Below are 18,876 nucleotides of genomic sequence, written 5' to 3'. Positions count from 1 at the left end.
CGATATAACAAAATTCTCTTTTTTATTTGCTTTTGTACTATATACCTTGCCAAAGTTTCTAACCGCTTTTTGCGCTACGCCCCTTACCAAAATAGAAATCCCTTAACTACCTTCTTTTTAGTTTTATCTTAGCTTTAACTTACTTCCTATTTAGGTTCGTCTTTTGTTCGTTGTAGACCCACTGTAGACCCACTGTAGACCCACTGTAGAGCCACTGTAGAGCCACTGTAGAGCCACTGTAGAGCCACTGTAGAGCCACTGTAGAGCCACTGTAGAGCCACTGTAGAGCCACTGTAGAGCCACTCTTCGTTCATCTTACTGCCGTTATACCTTGCTAAAGTTTCCGTTCCCCGTATAGCTCACGCCCTGTTGTGCTATGGCTTTTTCAAAGTTGGAATCATTGATAGTCAATCTCATTGGTATCACATTTATAGGGGCGCTTGTAAATGCCCCTATAAAAATAAAACTTTTTGAACAGCTTCTTTTTTGTGTTTTACTATTCAGTAAATTCGATTACGTCAGCTGAAACAGTTACTGTGTATTGGATTCCTACCCATATAAAAATCCAATGTGACTCAACGGTTTCATTGATAACGGCTCTTGAAGAGCCTACCAAATTGGCTTTTTGAAGCATTTTAGCTCTTGCTTTTTCCACCAAAGCACGTTTTCCACCTCCTATAATCAATAGAAAATATTGATTAGAAGCTTCTCCTTTAACGTGTTCTATTACTTTAAAGTTATTTTTAGCCAGTACCACTTGAGTAGTATGGTTGTTTACATTGTGTGATAACTCTCTTGTTACACCACAACTTGCTAACAGTAGTGCTAAAACACTGAATAATACGATTTTTTTCATTTGTTATTGATTTAATTTTGATGTTACGATATGAGTAAGGGCAACTTTTAGAGCATAAAAAAAGCGTGAATGTTTTGTTCACACTTTAAAAAGGCTCTGGTATGCCCGAAACAGGTATGTAACAAAAACAGTTCACGCCCTTATGAGGCGAGAAACCATTTGTTAAATTACCTCTGTTTCTATTGAATTTACCAGATTCTTTTTAAAAGGAATATTAACAACTTTCTCTTTAAATCTTATGTGTATTTTTCTATTCTTCTATATCTCAATTGTTTTTATTTGGTGCAAAAGTATGAATTAATTGTAAATTACAAATGATAAAAGACAATTTTTTTGCAGAAAAATAAAGTTTTTCCCTTTTTTCCTCATTCGTATTTCGTATTTCGTAATTATTTATTACTTTTGCCCTCTGTAACAAAAATTTAAACCAATGAATACCATAAATCGTTTATTCGATATACCTTATTATCAACAATCTAAACACCCTTTAGAGGTCGCTTTTGCTACCAAATACAACGGAGAGTGGGCAAAAACCTCTACCGCTGAATATATCCAAAAAGTGAATACCGTAAGCCGAGGCTTATTGCGCTTAGGTATTGAAAAAAATGATAAAATAGCAGTCATTTCAAGCACTAACCGCACCGAATGGCACGTGCTCGACATCGGGATTTTACAAGTAGGCGCACAGAATGTACCTATCTATCCCACTATCAACTTAGAGGATTTCGAGTATATCCTCAACCATTCGGAATGTAAATACTGTGTCGTTTCCGATAAAGAACTATGGGAGAAAATCTCTTCTATCCAAGATAAATTGCCTCATCTAAAAACTATTTTTACCTTCAACGATGTACCTTATGCCCACCATTGGCAAGAAATCCTCGATTTAGGTGCCGATGAGAGCAATCAAACAGAAGTGGAAGCGCGCAAAGATAGCATACAGAAAGACGATTTAGCGACTATCATCTACACTTCGGGCACTACCAGCCGCCCGAAAGGGGTAATGCTCTCCCACTGGAATATCATCTCTAACATACTGAACTGCCAAGACCGTTTGCCTATTACCGAAGGCTCTACAGCACTCAGTTTTTTGCCTGTGTGTCACGTGTTTGAGCGTATGCTTACCTATTTGTATCAGTACGATTGTCTAAGCATTTATTTTGCCGAATCTCTCGATAAAATCAGTGATAACTTACGCGAAGTAAAACCGCATATCATTACAGTAGTACCCCGACTTATAGAGAAGATTTACGACAAAATCTTCGCAAAAGGGGCAGAACTTAAAGGCATTAAACGCAAACTCTTCTTTTGGGCACTCAATTTGGGCTTTCAGTACGAACCTTATGGTGCTAATGGTGCTTGGTATCAGTTCAAACTGAAAATTGCACGCAAACTCATTTTTAGTAAATGGCGTGAAGCCTTAGGCGGACGCATACAGATGATTGTCTCAGGTAGTGCTGCCCTCTCATCGCGTTTGGCTAAGGTGTTCTCTGCCGCAGGACTCAAAATAATGGAAGGTTATGGTCTTACCGAAACCGCTCCCGTAATTGCTGTGAACCGTGAATCGGGTAGATTTTGGAAAATAGGTACCGTAGGGAAACCTATTGTCAATATAGAAGTGAAAATTGCCGAAGACGGTGAAATACTTGTGAAAGGCGAGAACGTAATGTTAGGCTACTATAAAGACCCCGAGCAAACGGATCAAAACATCACCGATGGTTTCTTCCACACAGGCGATATAGGTGAGCTTGACGCTGATGGCTTCCTTAAAATCACCGACCGCAAGAAGGAAATCTTCAAAACTTCAGGCGGTAAGTACGTATCGCCTCAGCTGATAGAAAACCAGTTGAAACTCTCTCGTTTTATTGAGAATGCGATGGTAGTAGGCGAAGGTGAAAAGATGCCAGCGGCTATTATTCAGCTGAACTTCCCGTTTGTAAAAGAATGGGCGCGCCGTCATAAAGTAAAATTAGGAAAGACCAACGAAGAGATTATACAAAACCAAGCCGTTCACGATCGTATTGCCAAAGAGGTAGAAAAGGTAAACAATCATTTAGGCAAGTGGGAACAAGTAAAACTTTTTGATTTCACCCCCGATGAATGGACGATAGACGGCGGTCATCTCACTCCTACTCTCAAACTCAAACGACGTGTGATTAAAGAAAAGTATATAGATATTTACAATAAGTTCTACAATAAGTGAGAGAAATAACCGATATTACTACTTTTACTACCCAACAACCTACGGTGCTCACCATAGGCACATTCGATGGTGTGCATTTGGGACATCAGGAAATCATTGAAAGGGTAGTAACAACAGCTCGCCAAGAAGGACTTTTAGCAACAATATTCACTTTCTTTCCGCATCCGCGAATGGTAGTGCAGCACGACAAAAGTTTGAAACTTATTCACACTTTGGAAGAGAAAAAGCAACTACTCCAGCAATTAGGCGTCGATTTGCTCGTGGTGCAACCTTTTAATGAGGCTTTTGCTCAACTTACTGCCGAGGAGTTCGTAAGTACTATTTTGGTACAGCATCTCAATGTGAAAAAGGTGATTATTGGTTACGACCACCGTTTTGGGCGCAATCGTACCGCAAATATAAGCGATATGCGTTTATTTGGTGAAAAGTATGGCTTTGCTGTAGAAGAAATATCGGTGCAAGAAGTAGATGAAGTATCGGTGAGTTCCACCAAGATAAGAGAGGCGTTGAATAAAGGCGATGTTACCACTGCTGAGCATTATCTCGGGGCTCCTTACAGCCTTACAGGCATTGTGGTACACGGACTCAAATTGGGGCGTACCTTAGGCTACCCTACTGCTAATATACAAGTAACTGAGGACTATAAGCTCATTCCCAAAGATGGCGTATATGCCGTGTATAGCTACATTGGCGCACAAAAAGTTTATGGAATGATGAGCATTGGCAAAAACCCTACTATCGAAGGTAAAGGAGCGTCTATCGAGGTGTATTTCTTTGACTTCAACGGCGACCTTTACGACCGTGAACTCACAATATATTTTGTAAAATATCTACGTGAAGAACGAAAGTTCTCTTCGGTAGCACTTCTTAAAAAACAATTACAAGATGACGAAACAACAGCGAGAAAAGCAATTGCGTTATGACAAAGCTTATATGCGTATGGCGATGGAATGGGCAAAATTGTCTTATTCACAGCGAAAGCAAGTAGGAGCTATAATAGTAAAAGACCGTATGATTATTTCTGACGGTTATAATGGTACACCCACTGGTTTTGATAACTGTTGTGAAGATGAGGAAGGCAATACTCATTGGTACGTGCTTCACGCCGAAGCTAATGCGATAATGAAAGTTGCTTCGTCTACACAATCGTCGGAAGGAGCGACGCTCTATATCACAATGTCACCTTGCAAAGAGTGCAGTAAGCTCATCTACCAATCGGGGATTAAGCGGGTGGTGTATAAGGAAGGCTATCGCGACAACGAAGGGTTAGCTTTTCTCGAAAAAGCAGGTGTAGAAGTCGTCCATTTAGAAGAGGTAAGTCAATAATCTTCTTTACTTAAATTTAATATTTACTCCAAGTAGCTGATATCCTTCCCAAGTGTTGGAGGTACAGAATTCCCAACTATATTTTACTTTATTAACTAAAAAAGTTTCTTCTTTTCTTATTTTGGTGATGCGTCTGTTAGCAATCGTTTTACCGGTGATATAGCCCACAAATAGGGCAATAGGGTAATCGGAAGCCCAGTGTACTTTACTTTGCATCATCTCGTAGCACATCAAACCTAAAGCTGTGTAACCTACGGGCTTTATCCATTTGTAGTCGGGGTAGTTTTCGGCAATCACTGTGAGTGCCGACATTGCAGTAGTGAGGTGTCCAGAGGGCATAGCGTCATACATAGGGGTATCCTCTTGGTAAGCTTTAAAGCTGGGAGCAAACGTCCACTGACTGTGCCAACGCCCATCGCCTGCGGTTATAAACGGACTCTCGCGCCCTGTAAGTCGCTTGATGGGTTGTACAAATGCCCCCGATACAATGATGCTTTCTAATATCTGCATAGCAGTACTTTTGGCACGATAATCACCTGTGATAAGACCATAAGTAGCCATTCCCCCACTGATGATGATAAAAGTCGTACCATTGCCAATAAAGTACATTGCTGAGTTTACATCGGCGGGAATAATCTTCAAAAAACCTAATTTTTTATAGGTATGTGCTTCATTTAGACCTAAATTCTCTCCCAAATTTCTACTCTCTCTAATGAGCCAAGGGTCAGCGGGTATAAGAGCAGCAGTTGCTCCAATAGCTGCCAATCCGTAAGGATAATTCGGTTTAGACACCATCTCCACTGCCGATTTACCTATGTTGCGTGGTATTTTGTTGAAGATATCCACAAAACGCGGTTTTTGGTATACATAGGTTAGATTATCATTGATTTTGTATTGTTTGCCTGATAAATCTGCTTCAGATGGGTGTGAGCCTTGCAAAGCATTTGCAATGCTATCCAATGTAGTTTGTGGAATAGAGTCGTTTTCCTGCGCTGTAACAGGATATAGGGAGAAAAGGAGAAAGGATAGTAAAAAGTATTTCATCGAATGAGTTCTGTTAAAAAGCTATCGGTGTTTTTGTTGTTATAGAAGGCTTTGATTTCTTCGGCGTTTTCTTTGAGCAATTGGCGAATGAAAGCATCGTAGGTAGTTTTACGGTCTTCTAAAAAGCCGTTGAAATAGCGTTCACTTACTTCCAAACCATTGGCTTTTTCTATCTTTAAAAGACGTTCGTACAAAGGGATTATATGCTCGCTGATGAGAGTTTTAGGCAATGCTTTGCGGTGTGAAACAAAGGCAGTAATTTCATCTTGCTCATTGCGTACTATTTCAAAATTAGTAATCACCCAATAATAGCGCCCGCCTTTAGAGAGGTTCTTGATGATAGCGTGGAAATTATTATGCCCTTTGAGGTTTTCCCACAGTATTTTGAAAACTACTTTGGGCATATCGGGGTGGCGGATAAGGCTATGAGGCTGGTCGTATAACTCAGCCTCAGTATAGCCTGATACTTCTTGAAATGCCTTATTGGTTTCCATTATATGTCCGTGCTTGTTGGTACGACTCATCAGGGTAGTGGTTTTATCCCACAACACTTCTTCGTCTATGGGCACGGGACGTTTGATTGTTGGATTTTCAGTCATTGTTACCTATTACTTGTTACTTAGTTTGTGAAGCCAATTGCGCATATCCACTTCTTTGGCAATAGTGTTGCGCAATTCGGGAATGGCAATGCGCACTTGCTCCATAGTGTCGCGGTGGCGCAAAGTAACGGTGTTGTCTTCCAAAGTTTGGTGATCGACGGTTACGCAGAAAGGTGTGCCTACGGCATCTTGGCGGCGATAACGGCGACCTACGGCATCTTTTTCGTCGTAAGCTACATTGAAATCGTATTTTAGCTCGTTCACGATTTGTTCGGCAACTTCTGGAAGTCCGTCTTTTTTGAGCAATGGCAATACAGCTACTTTGGTAGGTGCCAACACAAAAGGTAAACGCAATACGGTGCGAGTGTCACCTCCTTCTAAGGCTTCTTCTTGCAATGAGTTCGAGAATACCGCAAGGAACATACGGTCGAGCCCGATAGAGGTTTCGAGTACGTAAGGAGTATAGCTCTTATTTTCTTCGGGGTCGAAGTATTGCATTTTTTTGCCTGAATACTTTTCGTGGTTACCGAGGTCGAAATTGGTACGAGAGTGGATACCTTCTAATTCTTTGAAACCAAATGGAAAACGGAACTCAATATCGCAAGCAGCATCGGCGTAGTGAGCGAGCTTTTCGTGTGGGTGGTAGCGATAGTTTTCTTCACCCATTCCTAAGGATAAGTGCCATTTGAGGCGGGTTTCTTTCCAGTACTCATACCATTGCTGTTGGGTACCTGGTTTGATGAAGAATTGCATTTCCATTTGTTCGAACTCGCGCATACGGAAAATAAACTGACGCGCCACAATCTCGTTGCGGAAGGCTTTACCCGTTTGGGCGATACCAAAAGGAATTTTCATACGTCCGGATTTTTGCACGTTTAGGAAATTAACGAAAATACCCTGAGCGGTTTCGGGACGTAGGTATAAATCCATAGAGGCATCGGCAGAGGCGCCGATTTTGGTGCCGAACATTAGGTTGAACTGCTTTACATCTGTCCAGTTGCGTGAACCTGTTTCGGGGTCGGCAATTTCGAGTTCTTCAATAAGGGCTTTTACATCGGCGAGGTCTTCTTTCTCAAGTGATTTACCCAAGCGGTGTAATATTTCTTCGCCACGTTTTTTGTATTCTAACACACGAGGATTGGTAGTTATAAACTGCTCGCGGTCAAAAGCATCGCCGAAGCGTTTTTGAGCTTTAGCGATTTCTTTTTCAATCTTATCGTCGAGTTTGGCTACGTAATCTTCTACGAGCACATCGGCGCGGTAGCGTTTTTTAGAGTCTTTGTTATCAATCAGTGGGTCGTTGAAAGCATCGACGTGCCCAGAAGCCTTCCACGTAGTAGGGTGCATAAAGATAGCAGCATCGATACCCACAATGTTCTCGTTCATTTGCACCATTGCGCGCCACCAATATTCGCGGATATTCTTTTTTAGTTCAACGCCATTTTGCCCATAATCGTATACGGCACCGAGTCCGTCGTAGATTTCACTTGAAGGGAAAATAAAGCCATATTCTTTGGCGTGAGCAACAACTTTTTTGAATTGATCGTCTGTATTTGCCATATATTCAATTGATTTTCAGTTATAAAATATAGATTAAAGTTTGTTTGAGATTGAAAATAATTTGACAAAGATACTATTATTTTTTGGAAAAAGGAGTATATTTGCCGAAAAAAATTAGATTAATGGTTAGAGGTTAATGATTAATGGTTAATAGTGAAATTGGGAGAGGATTATACAAAGCTTATAGGATAGATGGACAAAGAGTGGGTCTACAGTGGGTCTACAGTGGGTCTACAACGAACAAAAGACGAACGATGAACGAAGGAACAACGAACCTAAGTAGAAGGAAAGTTGAAGCTAAGGCAGAGATAAAAAGAAGGTAATTAATCGATTTCAACTTTGCCAAAGATTCAAACTTTGGCAAAGTTCATACATATAAACCAATAAACAACGGTGCGAGCCACACGGGCAGGTGCGAGCCGCACGGGCAGATAATGAACAAAAGACGAATAAAAAATCCTCTCCTCAATCACATAGTTTCCTATTCGGAGACTACTCCCAAGGAGAGGGAGTGTAGTAACGGAAAAATAAGACGAACAATGAACGAACAATGAACGAGGAACGGAAGGAGAGAAGGTGGATTTAAGAGGAAGATATTAACGACCTATTAGCTAAAAGAATTATGATTTTATCGGATATACTTTCGGTGTTATCACCTGCTTATTGCAGGGGTTGTGGAAAATTATTGGTTACAGGCGAGCATTTTTTGTGTGTAAATTGTAGAGAAAAGTTGGAAGAAACGAACTTTCATTTGCAGGCGGAAAATTTGTTTACCCAGCGATTGACAGAAGAGTGCGAAGTGTTTGCGGCTACTGCATTATTTTACTTTAAAAAGGACAATATGGCACAACATTTGATACATTCTTTAAAGTATAAAGGAGAAGAGCAGATAGGGGAGTGGTTAGGACAATGGCTCGGTGAAAAGATAAAGAATGCGCCCCTATTTCAGCAGGCTGAGGTGGTGTTGCCTGTGCCTTTGCACAAAAGCAAAGAACGCAAGCGAGGATACAACCAAGTAGCCTTGTTTGGCAAGACATTGGCTTCGGTATTACACCTTAATTATATAGATGATGTATTGGTGAAAATTGAAGCTAATACTACGCAAACCCGAAAGGTAGTGTGGCGACGTTTGAAGGAGAGTGAACATATATTTTCTCTTCAAAACACTCATAGAATAGAAGGCAAGAAGGTGCTTTTGGTAGATGATGTGGTGACCACAGGAGCTACGCTCACAAACTGTTATGAGCTACTGAAAACCGTACCCAATGTGGAAATAGGCGTTGCTACAATGGGGTATGCGATGTTGGGATAAGAATGGAAATATATTGATAAATAGAAAATTAATAACTAAATATAAAATTGTATGAAGAACACTTTTAAATTAATTGTTGCAGCATTTGTAATGTTTGCATTTAGTACTAATGTAGGGGCTATGACCCTTAATGTAAATCAAATCGCTAAAAGCCTTATCGTAGACCAAGATGGTAACGGAGGAGTGAAAGTGAAGAAATCTTGCGATAAAGACGGCGAGAAAAAAGAGTGCAATAAAGATGGCAAAAAGAAATCTTGTTGCAAAAAAGACGGTAAGAAAGATGCTAAAAAGTCTTGCCACGAAAAAGGTGGTGAGAAAAAAGAAGTGAAAGCAGAAGAAAAACCTGTAGAATAATTTTTCACCCATTATAAAAACTTTTTTACACTGAAAAACCTTAGCATAAGTGGCTGAGGTTTTTTGGTATTAGTGTGATGTATGAAAAAACTTATTTATAGTCTGTTGAGTAGCGTAGTGCTATTGTTAGTAGCTTGTGGTACTGATATATTGCCTAAGCCTAAGGGAGTATTGCGATTGGAATACCCGCAAGCATCGTATCAGAAAGTAACCGAATTGCCTAATTGTCCGTTTACTTTTGAGGTAAATACGCTATCGGAATTGAAATACAAACCCCATTCGTGTGATGTTAATATAGAATATCCTGCGATGAAGGCTACGGTTTATCTCACTTATAAAAATGTGAATGGCAATATTCGTCAGTTGCTGAGTGATGCACAGAAGTTTACTTATGACCATACGATTAAGGCAGATAATATTGCTTCGACAGTATTTATGAACGATACGACCAAAGTGTACGGTATGTTTTACCAAGTGTATGGCAATGCGGCTTCGCAAGCACAGTTTTACGCTACCGATAGTGTGCGTCATTTTATATCAGGTTCGGTGTATTTTAGGGTAGTTCCTAATTACGATTCGGTACAACCTGCGAGTAATTATTTAGAAAAAGATGTGAGGAGGATAATGGAAAGCCTCCGTTGGAAATAAAAAACAGGGGTAAAAGTTGGCAGTTTACAAATATAGCATTACTTTTGCCCCACAAAACACTGGAAAATTATGAGTTTACAAACTAAAGTAATGGAGGCTCTCAAAGAAGCGATGAAAGCCAAGGACACAGTGGCATTAGAATCGTTGAGAGCTATTAAATCGGCTATTTTGTTAGCCAAAACAGAAGCAGGGGCTGCCGAAGAACTTTCGGAAGCTGATGAACTTAAACTGTTGCAAAAATTAGTAAAACAGCGCAAGGACAGTGCGGCTTTGTACACACAGCAAGGTAGGAATGACTTAGCTGAGCCTGAATTAGCCCAAATGGCGGTGATAGAGAAGTTCTTACCGGCTCAACTCAGTGAAGCAGAAGTAGAAACTGCTCTGAGAGGGATTATTAACCAAGTGGGCGCTACTACGCCTAAGGATATGGGCAAGGTAATGGGTGTAGCCACCAAACAATTGGCAGGTAAAGCTGATGGCAAGCTCATTTCGGAGATTGTAAAGAGATTATTGTCTTAGTAATATATAGTTTAAAAGAGGCCGCATAGTTCAACTGGATAGAATATCAGATTCCGGTTCTGAAGGTTGGAGGTTCGACTCCTCTTGCGGTCACGGAAAAAAAGCAGGTTGCTATATAGCAACCTGCTTTTTTATATACCTTATAAATATACTCTATAAAATGAAATCGGTGTTGATGAAGTTAGAAGCGCCAGTGCGGAGGAGGTTCTCTACTATCCTATCGTTGTAGTCGTTGTTTTGGAACGATACAAAGGTGCGGATAGAGAACGAGCGTAAGGCATCGTGTACGCTTAGGGTACCCACAGCTGAGTCTTTTCTACCAGTGAAAGGGAATACATCGGGGCCTCGCTGACATAAGCTGTTGAGGTTCACACGGCAGAGCATATTTACCAACATATCGATGAGAGGAGAGAGCTCGTGTGGGTCTTCGCCAAACAGGCTGATTTGCTGTCCGTATTTAGAATCGGAAATCTCATCTATAATCTCGTTGATATTGGAGAACGGTTTTACTGGAATAAGAGGCCCAAACTGCTCTTCGTTATACACTCGCATTTCCTTGGTAACGGGATAAAGTACCGCAGGGAAAATGAAGTTATCAGTGCGCTGACCACCTTTTTTATTCTGAATAGTAGCGCCTTTGGCAAGAGCATCATCTATGAGTTCTTGTAAGAAAGCAGGTTTATCGACCTCGGGTAGGGGAGTGAGAGCTACTTTTTCGTCCCACGGATTACCGAACTTCAGCGCATCGACCTTTTCGGCAAAACGCTTGAGAAACTCATCTTTTATCTTGGCGTGTACGTAGAGGATTTTTAGTGCTGTACAACGCTGTCCGTTGAAAGACAAGGCTCCTTTCACGCATTCGTTTACTGCCAAATCAAGATTGGCGTCAGGAAGTATTACCCCAGGGTTTTTAGCTTCCAACCCAAAGACAAGGCGCAAGCGGTTCTTCTTAGGGTGCTGGTCTTGCAGTGCAATAGCTGTCTTGCTGTTGCCTATGAGTGCCAATACATCTACCTTGCCACTCTCCATAATGGGTGGTGCAACGGTGCGACCGCGTCCGTAAAGAATATTAATCACCCCACGAGGGAAGGAGTTTTGGAAGGCTTCCAATAGAGGCGTGAAGAGTAATACCCCGTGTTTAGCAGGCTTAAAAATCACTGTATTGCCCATAATAAGCGCAGGGATAATCAGTGCAAAGGTTTCATTCAGTGGGTAGTTATAAGGACCTAAACAGAGTACAACCCCTAAGGGACCACGACGAATGAGGGCATAGACTCCATCGCGTTGTACGAATTTAGACGACTCGTTATCGAGTTCTTTATAAGCATTGATAGTGTCGTAGATGTACTCTACGGTACGGTCAAATTCCTTACGCGAGTCGTCCAGGTTTTTGCCGATTTCCCACATCATCAGTTTTACGACCTCATCGCGTTGCTTTTCCATTTGTTTTACAAACTTGAGCATTGCGGAGATGCGGTCTTTTACTTTCATTGTAGGCCACAAACCTTTACCTTTGTTATAAGCCTCGGTAGCCGAATGAAGGGCTTCTAAAGCATCAGCTTTGCCTAACGAAGGCACGCTACCCAAGAGGGTGCGTTCATACTTTTCAGTAGAAGAAATAGTGGAGTAGATATTGGTGAACTCACCTTTCCACTCACGGAGTTCGCCATCGATAAGGTAAGTATCTTGGCGAAAGGGTTTTACTTGAAATTGTTCTGGTATATTCATAATTTTTTAATTAGTAAATTAGTAAATTGGCAAATTGGCAAATGAGTAGGGTATGTACATTTGCTAATTATCACATTAACAAATTAGCAAATTGTCATACTCTTCCTTTGAGGGCGTTGAATACCCAAGCAATAGCAAAAAAGCCAATGCCTACTGCTCCGAATCCAAAGCCTGCTACTTCGTTGTATTTGAAGGCTCCTAAAGCGATAAGCCCTAAGCCTACTACTATCATTATGAGGGTTGCCCACCCTAATACAGCATTTTTATTCATTATTATGATTACAAGTATCGGTTATCAGTAGGCAAAAGTAGAAAATAATTAGCAAATGAACAAATTTTTGAATTAATGGTCAATGATTAATGGTTGGTGGTTAGTGGTTAATGGTGGAATTGGGAGAGGATTGTACAAAGCTTATAGAATAATTGAATAATGAGTGGGTCTACAGTGGGTCTACAGTGGGTCTACAATGAATAAAAGACAGTGTGAGTTACGCGGACAGATATAGAAAAGACAAAGGTAACCTCCCCCTTACACATACCCAGCTTTCGCGGTACACATACCCAGCTATCGCTGGCTACCTCCAAAGGGGGAATTGTAGCGATGCAAAGATGAAGAATGGACGAAGACTAATGATATTGCTGTAGGAAAATGGGTGCAAATTATCTTTACATATAAAGACTCTTTCCTTAAACTCTACATCAATGGCAAACTCATTAAAAACTACCAGCGTCCTAGTTTAAAAGTATCTCCTGGTATACGTATTAATATCGAAAATACCCAAACCTCTTACTCTGCTAATCGTTATTTCCGAGAGTTTAGAGTATGGAACAGAGTACTTACCGATGCCGAAATCGCAGATGGTCTATATCTACCTGTCGACCCTGATACTAAAGGTTTAGTAGCCTACTTGTCTATCACAAAAAAAGACGGCTTTAAAGATATGAGCAAGTACAATAATACCACTATCTATAGAAAAGGTACTTCTTCCTATAATACAGGAGAACAAGATGGTGATTCGTATGTAAAAGATATTGATGAAGCTACCTTTACTCCTACGGTAGAATGGAAAGAGAATGTAAAATTCCCATCTGAAATCTTAGATACAGAAGATTAGTAATAACAATGAGGCTATACTGTAAAGAAATAGCCTCTAAAAAATAAACACAATGAAAAAAATAATATTCAATAGTTTAACAGTCGCTTTCTGTTTTTCACTATTAGTATCTTGTAAAAAAGACGAGATTACTGTCGAAAAAAACGATAGCACTACTTGGGAAATTGATAAAAAATAGAAGACAACGATATTCGTACCCAATTAGGGTATGACCCTCGTCTTAACTATATTTATCTCAGACCCACTGTTGCCGATCTGCCAATGCTCTCTTTTGGTAATGTAACTATTAATAGAAACTATACCAAAGAAGTAGAAGTGAGATTGCTTGATAAACCCTATGACAAGGATATACAAGTGTCATTTGTTTATGATGCTTCTGCTTATGATAAAGTGAAAGCTGATTATTCAGGCTTTGAATTAGGGGAAGCAAACCTTGCTCAGTTAAGTGAAGCTACCAAAACCCTTAGTACAAGGTGAAACCTCTGTTACTTTTACACTTATTATTAGCAATAACTCTAATTTTAACAAAAAAGTTATTTTGCCTTATGTTTTGAAAGTAACTGATAATGGACTTACCCTTCCTAAAGGGAAAGATGTATTTGTACTAAAAGTCTTTCCAGAAGAGATAAAAATTAGTGTAGAATCTCAAAATGTATCTAAATTACTAGGTTTCTATAACGGTACAACCTACATAGGGAATAGAGATAAAGCAGTTACTTTTAACCTAAAAAGTTCTTATGAATTACCCTCTGGGTTTACAGTTGCGTTGGTACGTGATGAGAATCCTTCTTTAGGAAGCAAAAAAATAGCTCCTAATGGAGTAGAAGTTATACTGCCCGAAGAAAGTTTCGATGCTACTATGAAAGACCTTACGTTTGTTTTAGATGAATCAACTATTACTGATCAAGGAGAGTATGTATTACCACTTAAATACATAGTGAAAGATGCTTCAGGTGTTGAACAGCAATTGTCAAACAACAAAGTTTTTGTAAATTTAAATGTAAAAGAGTTAGTAGCTTCTAACAATAATGCAGAAGCAGGTACTCAACTATTAGGTACAAAAATAGATAGGAAAGGTATTAGAGCAACTGTTACTGGAGATCATTATTATGAACCTTCTTATTTATTAGATGGTGATGAAAGTAGCTATTCTTATGCTGCTGAGGGTGCTTATTATAATTTTACTTTCCCTAAAGTAAAACTTGTAAAATCAATAGTATTAAAACTTGTATCAGGCTATCCCCAAAAAAAAAGCAGTTGTATATGCTGCTATGGAACAAAATAATAAACAAATCCAAGGAACTGTAAACTATAGTGGCAGTGGAGATTTTGTGATAACTTTCAAAAAAGCTGTGCCTCTTTTACATTTATCATTAGGCGACTTTACAGATAGTAGTAGTGATTGGGTGGGATTCTCTGAAATTAATTTCTACGAGAAGTAGTAAAAATTAAATAAAATACTATTTTATTTTTAATAGAGTAGTTTCTTTTATAATAAAAAGGAATGTTTACTAAACATTCCTTTTTTTGTTTATCTATTTTTTCTCTAATTCCAACAAAAAAGCGTATTCTTTTGCAGTTTCTTTTAGGGCTTCGAAGCGTCCTGAGGCACCGCCGTGACCAGCTTCCATATTGGTATCTAAATACAGCGAATGGTCGTCGGTTTTGAGTTCTCGCAGTTTAGCTACCCATTTGGCGGGCTCCCAATACTGAACTTGTGAGTCGTGCAAACCGGTACTCACGTACATTGCTGGATAGGCTTGGGCTCGCACTTGGTCGTAAGGCGAATAGGAGAGCATATAATTGTAATATTCCTCGTTATTAGGATTTCCCCACTCGTCGTATTCGCCAGTAGTGAGTGGAATACTCTTGTCGAGCATTGTAGTTACTACATCCACAAAAGGTACAGAGGCGATAATGCCTTTATACAATTGCGGTGCCATATTCACCACGGCACCCATTAGCAAACCTCCAGCCGAGCCACCTTCGGCAAATAGATGTTCGGGAGAGGTGTAGCCTTCGGCGATGAGAAACTGAGAACAAGCGATAAAATCGGTAAATGTGTTTTTCTTTTTGAGGAGTTTGCCATCTTCATACCATTGGCGACCTAAATACTCTCCTCCGCGGATATGTGCAATAGCATAGATAAAACCGCGGTCTAACAAGCTCAAACGAGTGGTAGAAAAATAAGGATTGATGGTTACTCCGTACGAGCCATAACCGTAGAGTAACAAAGGATTTTGTCCATTTTTCACTATATCTTTGCGATATACGAGAGAGATAGGGACTTTTATTCCATCGGGGGCAGTTGCCCAAAGGCGTTCTTCTATATAATTATCTTTGTTGAAGTTCCCGCCTAATACCTCTTGTTCTTTTAGCAGATGCTCTTCGCCAGTGCGCATATTGTATTCTATAATAGAAGCAGGAGTTGCCAATGATTGGTAGTTGTAGCGGAGCCATTCGGTGTTGAAATCTATATTTTGAGTAGTATAAGCAGTATAAGTTTCGCTATCAAAGGGGAGGTAATGCACTTTTGAGCCGTCCCACGAGCGTATTTGTATACGTTCTAAGCCGTTGTACACTTCTTCGACTACTAAGAAATCTTTAAAAATCTCGATATCGTTGAGGCGTACTTCGGGACGATGAGCTATTACCTCTTCCCAATGTTCGGAAGTTGTAGCACTTTCGGGGGTACGCATCAGTTTGAAGTTGGTCGCACCGTCTTTATTGGTGAGAATATAAAAATACTCCTCATAATGAGCTATATCGTATTCCAAGCCTCGTGTGCGGGGTTGGAATACTTTGAAAGCCTCGAGAGGGGTATTGGCGTTTAAGATTTGATATTCGGATGTAAGGGTACTCTCGCTGCCTATCACAAGGTATTTGCGAGATTTTTCGCGGTAGACGAATACATCGAAAGTATCGTCTTTTTCGTGGAAAATCAATACATCGCCTTTGGGGTCAGTACCTAAAATATGGCGGTATACTTTGAAAGAACGCATGGTTTGGATATTGTTCTTCACGTAGAAAATGGTACGACTATCGGCTGCCCAAATTGCTTGTCCATTAGTATTCTTGATTTTATAGGGCAGTATTTCACCTGTGCTGAGGTTCTTGATTTGCAACGTATATTGCCGGCGAGATACCGTATCCACCCCAAAAACCGCCCACTGGTTGTCGTCGCTTATGGCAAAGCTATCGAGGTGAAAGTAGGCTTTGCCTTTAGCCATCGCATTACAATCGAAAAGCACTTCTTCTGGAGCATCGAGCGTTTCCTTGTAGCGCACATAAATAGGATAATCCTTACCTTCTTCATAACGAGTTTGATACCAATAACCGTTGTAAAAGTAAGGCACAGAACTGTCGTTTTCTTTGATGCGACTTTTCATTTCGGCAAAGAGCGTTTCTTGCAAAGGTTTGGTGTGTGCTGTTTGCGCCTGATAATAGGCGTTTTCAGCTTCTAAATAAGCAATAACTTCAGGGTTTTCGCGCTCGCGCAGCCAATAGTAATTATCGGTGCGCTTGTTGCCAAATTCGGTGAATATATGAGGTATTTGTTTAGCTTTAGGAGGGTGTGATTGAGGTTTATTCATTTGATATGATATATGTTTTTTTGTCAATTCCGATACCTTTTAAAGTGATTTTTTTCCAATGTGTGGGCATTACAGTTTTCAGTTGTTGTATGCCTTTTTCTTCGGATATATCTAAGCCTCCAAAGCCCATCATCACCGTTTGTAGTACGCCTCCTGCTCCGGTGAGGAAATAAGAAGTCTTACCATTTTTGGTTTCAGCCATTACTCTAAAAGGAGGTAAGAGGTTAGGGTGATAGGCTTCAGTGAAGTACTTATAAGCCTTTTCACGGTCGCCTAATCGGCTGTATAAGAGAGAGAATATAGCCTGAGTCATCGCAGGAGTATCGTTGTAAGGCACTTTGTCTTTGTAATACTCTAAATCTTTGTGTATTTGGTTTTTGTCGGTAATTACTTTTAACGGATAAGCTAATAGGTTTACATCGGCTTGCTTGATTGCTTGCCCCGTATAGCTATCGTGTTCACGGGTTACGCCATTATCCATTGTGCTGAAAACGAGCTGTTCGGCTATGGTTTTCCATTGAGGGTTAGCTTTTATCCCTAATACTTTAGCAGCAGCAGTAGCGTAGAGCAAATTCAGTTTAGCAGCTGCATTGGTATAGGCGTTGTTATCTACATTTTCAGCCCATTCATCGGCACATACTACGTTTTTAATTTGATAGGGAGCTTGTTCACTCACTCGGCTTTGCCAAAAGGTAGCGGTACTTTCTAAAATGGGATAGCCAATGCGGCGCAACCACTCTTTATCTTTAGTTACACAATAGTAATTCCATACAGCTATAGCTACATCGGCAGTGATGTGATGCTCGTAAGTACCTGTTAGTGCCCATACGGGGGTATCTTCTTCTCCTGATGTGGCACTTTCCCAAGGGAACATCGACCCTTGATAACCGTGTAGAGCAGCGTTGTGTTGGGCGCGTTCTAACCTTTGATAGCGATAGTTGAGGAGGTTTTTAGCTATTTCGGGGTGCAATAATAACAAAGGGGGATACATCCACATTTCGGTATCCCAAAATATGTGTCCCATATACCCTGTGTGGCTTAACCCATAAGGAGAAAGAGAAAAGGAATGGAGCTCACTTACCGAAGCGTATAAGTGGTATAACATATTGTGAATATCCTGATTAGCCTGTGCATCTCCCTCAATCTCAATGTTGCTTTCCCAGAGTTTTGCCCACTGTTTGTTATGTCCTGCAAGCAGCGCCTCGTGTCCCTGCAAGAAAGCATAAGTACAGAGTCTTTCGGCTTGATTATAAGGGTCGGCAGAGTGCTGAGAGGTTATTAGGTTGCCAATTAGTGAGAAAGAATAGGTTTCGCCTGCTTTTAGTTTATGAGTGAATTGCATTAGGTGACTATTGTAGTCTCTCATTTCGTGCAATATTTGGGGAGCGTTACCGTATTTTTTATCGAAAAGAAAAGCGTTACTCACTGCTACTTTGGCATTTTCTGCTGGTGTTTGAGCCACCGTAGTGAGCAATGGGATATGAGCGTGAGGCGGATTGATTTCATTGAAGTAGTTTTGAGGGTTGCGGAAGCCATCGGGGGTGGTTAGAATGTTCTCTGCCAGAAGTGTAATATCGCGCAAAGGGGTAATGCTGATGTCTAACAGCAAGGTGTGAGGCAAGTGCCTCAAGGCATAATAAGTGTAGGTAACTTTAGCTTTGTCTTTAAAATTGAAGTGACCTGAGAACGCCCCATTGCGCAATTCTAACTCTTGAGTGAAATCACTAACAGAATGAGTGTTGATATCCTCGTGATCAATAGCCATTCGCAGTTGTAATGGATTGATATTAGGCATAGCCGAAACTACCCTACTTTTGCCGTAATCGTACAACCCTGCTATAATTACTTGGTCTATTTGTAGGGGTGTAGCAGAAGAACGCATCCCTATCATTCCATTGCCTATTGTAACCCCGTAATAGTTAGTGGGGTTGATGGTCTCTGCTTTGAGCAGCCACGGGTCTTGGGCATTCAGTGAAGCACAGCAAATGAAGCCTATAATGAAAAAGAATTGTTTCATAA

General features: G+C 40.4%; 19 protein-coding genes, 1 tRNA gene and 1 pseudogene. 12 read left to right on the top strand and 9 right to left on the bottom strand.

Translation table 11 applies throughout. The features are described 5' to 3' along the window. Nucleotides 1–146 precede the first annotated feature (146 nt). Both HMPREF1528_RS12770 and HMPREF1528_RS10290 read right to left on the bottom strand, forming a co-directional pair. Nucleotides 147–314 carry a hypothetical protein gene (locus tag HMPREF1528_RS12770; RefSeq protein ID WP_016479689.1) on the bottom strand — a complete coding sequence of 56 codons (168 nt, stop codon included), beginning with the start codon at nucleotides 312–314 and terminating at the stop codon, nucleotides 147–149. 182 nt (nucleotides 315–496) lie between these two features. Next, entirely contained in the window at nucleotides 497–856 is a 360-nt protein-coding gene (locus HMPREF1528_RS10290; RefSeq protein ID WP_016479688.1) for a DUF6567 family protein, read from the bottom strand. Between the two features lie 430 nt (nucleotides 857–1,286). Here HMPREF1528_RS10290 and HMPREF1528_RS10285 point away from each other — a divergent pair, with 430 nt between their 5' ends. Genes HMPREF1528_RS10285 through HMPREF1528_RS10275 form a run of 3 tightly spaced genes read left to right on the top strand, consistent with a single transcriptional unit; the run spans nucleotide 1,287 to nucleotide 4,385 of the window. Beyond that, the gene (locus tag HMPREF1528_RS10285) at nucleotides 1,287–3,059 is read left to right on the top strand and encodes an AMP-dependent synthetase/ligase (RefSeq protein WP_016479687.1); all 1,773 of its coding nucleotides are present in this window, start codon (nucleotides 1,287–1,289) and stop codon (nucleotides 3,057–3,059) included. After that, nucleotides 3,056–3,982 carry a bifunctional riboflavin kinase/FAD synthetase gene (locus tag HMPREF1528_RS10280; RefSeq protein WP_016479686.1) on the top strand — a complete coding sequence of 309 codons (927 nt, stop codon included), beginning with the start codon at nucleotides 3,056–3,058 and terminating at the stop codon, nucleotides 3,980–3,982. The genes HMPREF1528_RS10285 and HMPREF1528_RS10280 overlap by 4 nt, the downstream gene beginning before the upstream one ends. Next, complete coding sequence (locus HMPREF1528_RS10275; protein ID WP_009417611.1) at nucleotides 3,945–4,385, top strand: deoxycytidylate deaminase; 441 nt, start codon at nucleotides 3,945–3,947, stop codon at nucleotides 4,383–4,385. The genes HMPREF1528_RS10280 and HMPREF1528_RS10275 overlap by 38 nt, the downstream gene beginning before the upstream one ends. A gap of 6 nt (nucleotides 4,386–4,391) precedes the next feature. On the opposite strand, the gene HMPREF1528_RS10270 is transcribed toward HMPREF1528_RS10275, so the two are convergent. Genes HMPREF1528_RS10270 through HMPREF1528_RS10260 form a run of 3 tightly spaced genes read right to left on the bottom strand, consistent with a single transcriptional unit; the run spans nucleotide 4,392 to nucleotide 7,588 of the window. After that, entirely contained in the window at nucleotides 4,392–5,429 is a 1,038-nt protein-coding gene (locus HMPREF1528_RS10270) for a phosphatase PAP2 family protein (RefSeq protein ID WP_016479685.1), read from the bottom strand. Next, entirely contained in the window at nucleotides 5,426–6,028 is a 603-nt protein-coding gene (locus HMPREF1528_RS10265) for a PAS domain-containing protein (protein WP_016479684.1), read from the bottom strand. The genes HMPREF1528_RS10270 and HMPREF1528_RS10265 overlap by 4 nt, the downstream gene beginning before the upstream one ends. Before the next feature lie 9 nt (nucleotides 6,029–6,037). Continuing rightward, on the bottom strand, nucleotides 6,038–7,588 hold the full coding sequence (locus HMPREF1528_RS10260; protein ID WP_016479683.1) for a glycine--tRNA ligase: 1,551 nt from the start codon (nucleotides 7,586–7,588) through the stop codon (nucleotides 6,038–6,040). 622 nt (nucleotides 7,589–8,210) lie between these two features. Between HMPREF1528_RS10260 and HMPREF1528_RS10255 the strand changes: the two genes are divergently transcribed. The 5 genes from HMPREF1528_RS10255 (at nucleotide 8,211) to HMPREF1528_RS10235 (ending at nucleotide 10,514) form a co-directional block, all read left to right on the top strand. After that, nucleotides 8,211–8,900: a ComF family protein gene (locus tag HMPREF1528_RS10255; protein ID WP_016479682.1), complete on the top strand. Its 690-nt coding sequence runs from the start codon at nucleotides 8,211–8,213 to the stop codon at nucleotides 8,898–8,900. Between the two features lie 51 nt (nucleotides 8,901–8,951). Beyond that, nucleotides 8,952–9,254, top strand: coding sequence for a hypothetical protein (locus HMPREF1528_RS10250; RefSeq protein WP_016479681.1), 303 nt, complete (start codon nucleotides 8,952–8,954; stop codon nucleotides 9,252–9,254). Nucleotides 9,255–9,335: 81 nt separating this feature from the next. Then, a complete protein-coding gene (gene gldD, locus HMPREF1528_RS10245) occupies nucleotides 9,336–9,902 on the top strand; it encodes a gliding motility lipoprotein GldD (protein ID WP_002675426.1) in 567 nt (188 codons plus the stop codon). A gap of 69 nt (nucleotides 9,903–9,971) precedes the next feature. Then, nucleotides 9,972–10,421: a GatB/YqeY domain-containing protein gene (locus tag HMPREF1528_RS10240; protein ID WP_009411286.1), complete on the top strand. Its 450-nt coding sequence runs from the start codon at nucleotides 9,972–9,974 to the stop codon at nucleotides 10,419–10,421. 19 nt (nucleotides 10,422–10,440) lie between these two features. Then, a tRNA-Arg gene (locus HMPREF1528_RS10235) sits at nucleotides 10,441–10,514 on the top strand. A gap of 60 nt (nucleotides 10,515–10,574) precedes the next feature. Here HMPREF1528_RS10235 and HMPREF1528_RS10230 read toward each other — a convergent pair. Then, the gene (locus HMPREF1528_RS10230) at nucleotides 10,575–12,149 is read right to left on the bottom strand and encodes an NADP-dependent glyceraldehyde-3-phosphate dehydrogenase (RefSeq protein ID WP_016479680.1); all 1,575 of its coding nucleotides are present in this window, start codon (nucleotides 12,147–12,149) and stop codon (nucleotides 10,575–10,577) included. 94 nt (nucleotides 12,150–12,243) lie between these two features. After that, the gene (locus HMPREF1528_RS12765) at nucleotides 12,244–12,420 is read right to left on the bottom strand and encodes a CAL67264 family membrane protein (protein WP_002675432.1); all 177 of its coding nucleotides are present in this window, start codon (nucleotides 12,418–12,420) and stop codon (nucleotides 12,244–12,246) included. A gap of 355 nt (nucleotides 12,421–12,775) precedes the next feature. Here HMPREF1528_RS12765 and HMPREF1528_RS10225 point away from each other — a divergent pair. The 4 genes and pseudogenes from HMPREF1528_RS10225 to HMPREF1528_RS13000 form a co-directional block, all read left to right on the top strand. Then, a pseudogene (locus HMPREF1528_RS10225) lies at nucleotides 12,776–13,264 on the top strand (LamG-like jellyroll fold domain-containing protein); the annotation flags it as partial. Between the two features lie 261 nt (nucleotides 13,265–13,525). Further along, nucleotides 13,526–13,741: a hypothetical protein gene (locus HMPREF1528_RS13010; protein WP_016479677.1), complete on the top strand. Its 216-nt coding sequence runs from the start codon at nucleotides 13,526–13,528 to the stop codon at nucleotides 13,739–13,741. Continuing rightward, a complete protein-coding gene (locus HMPREF1528_RS13005; protein ID WP_016479676.1) occupies nucleotides 13,710–14,549 on the top strand; it encodes a hypothetical protein in 840 nt (279 codons plus the stop codon). The genes HMPREF1528_RS13010 and HMPREF1528_RS13005 overlap by 32 nt, the downstream gene beginning before the upstream one ends. Then, nucleotides 14,536–14,706: a hypothetical protein gene (locus tag HMPREF1528_RS13000; RefSeq protein WP_016479675.1), complete on the top strand. Its 171-nt coding sequence runs from the start codon at nucleotides 14,536–14,538 to the stop codon at nucleotides 14,704–14,706. Before HMPREF1528_RS13005 ends, HMPREF1528_RS13000 begins: the two co-directional genes overlap by 14 nt. Before the next feature lie 93 nt (nucleotides 14,707–14,799). On the opposite strand, the gene HMPREF1528_RS10215 is transcribed toward HMPREF1528_RS13000, so the two are convergent. Beyond that, nucleotides 14,800–16,857, bottom strand: coding sequence for a S9 family peptidase (locus HMPREF1528_RS10215; RefSeq protein ID WP_016479674.1), 2,058 nt, complete (start codon nucleotides 16,855–16,857; stop codon nucleotides 14,800–14,802). Continuing rightward, nucleotides 16,850–18,874: a glycoside hydrolase family 65 protein gene (locus HMPREF1528_RS10210; RefSeq protein WP_016479673.1), complete on the bottom strand. Its 2,025-nt coding sequence runs from the start codon at nucleotides 18,872–18,874 to the stop codon at nucleotides 16,850–16,852. Before HMPREF1528_RS10210 ends, HMPREF1528_RS10215 begins: the two co-directional genes overlap by 8 nt. Between the last annotated feature and the right edge of the window lie 2 nt (nucleotides 18,875–18,876).

Origin of the sequence: Capnocytophaga sp. oral taxon 336 str. F0502, assembly GCF_000411575.1 — a bacterium.
GTDB classification, from domain to species: domain Bacteria; phylum Bacteroidota; class Bacteroidia; order Flavobacteriales; family Flavobacteriaceae; genus Capnocytophaga; species Capnocytophaga ochracea.
The sequence above is the reverse complement of the archived record's forward strand: the minus strand, read 5'-3'. Positions and strand labels throughout refer to the sequence as shown.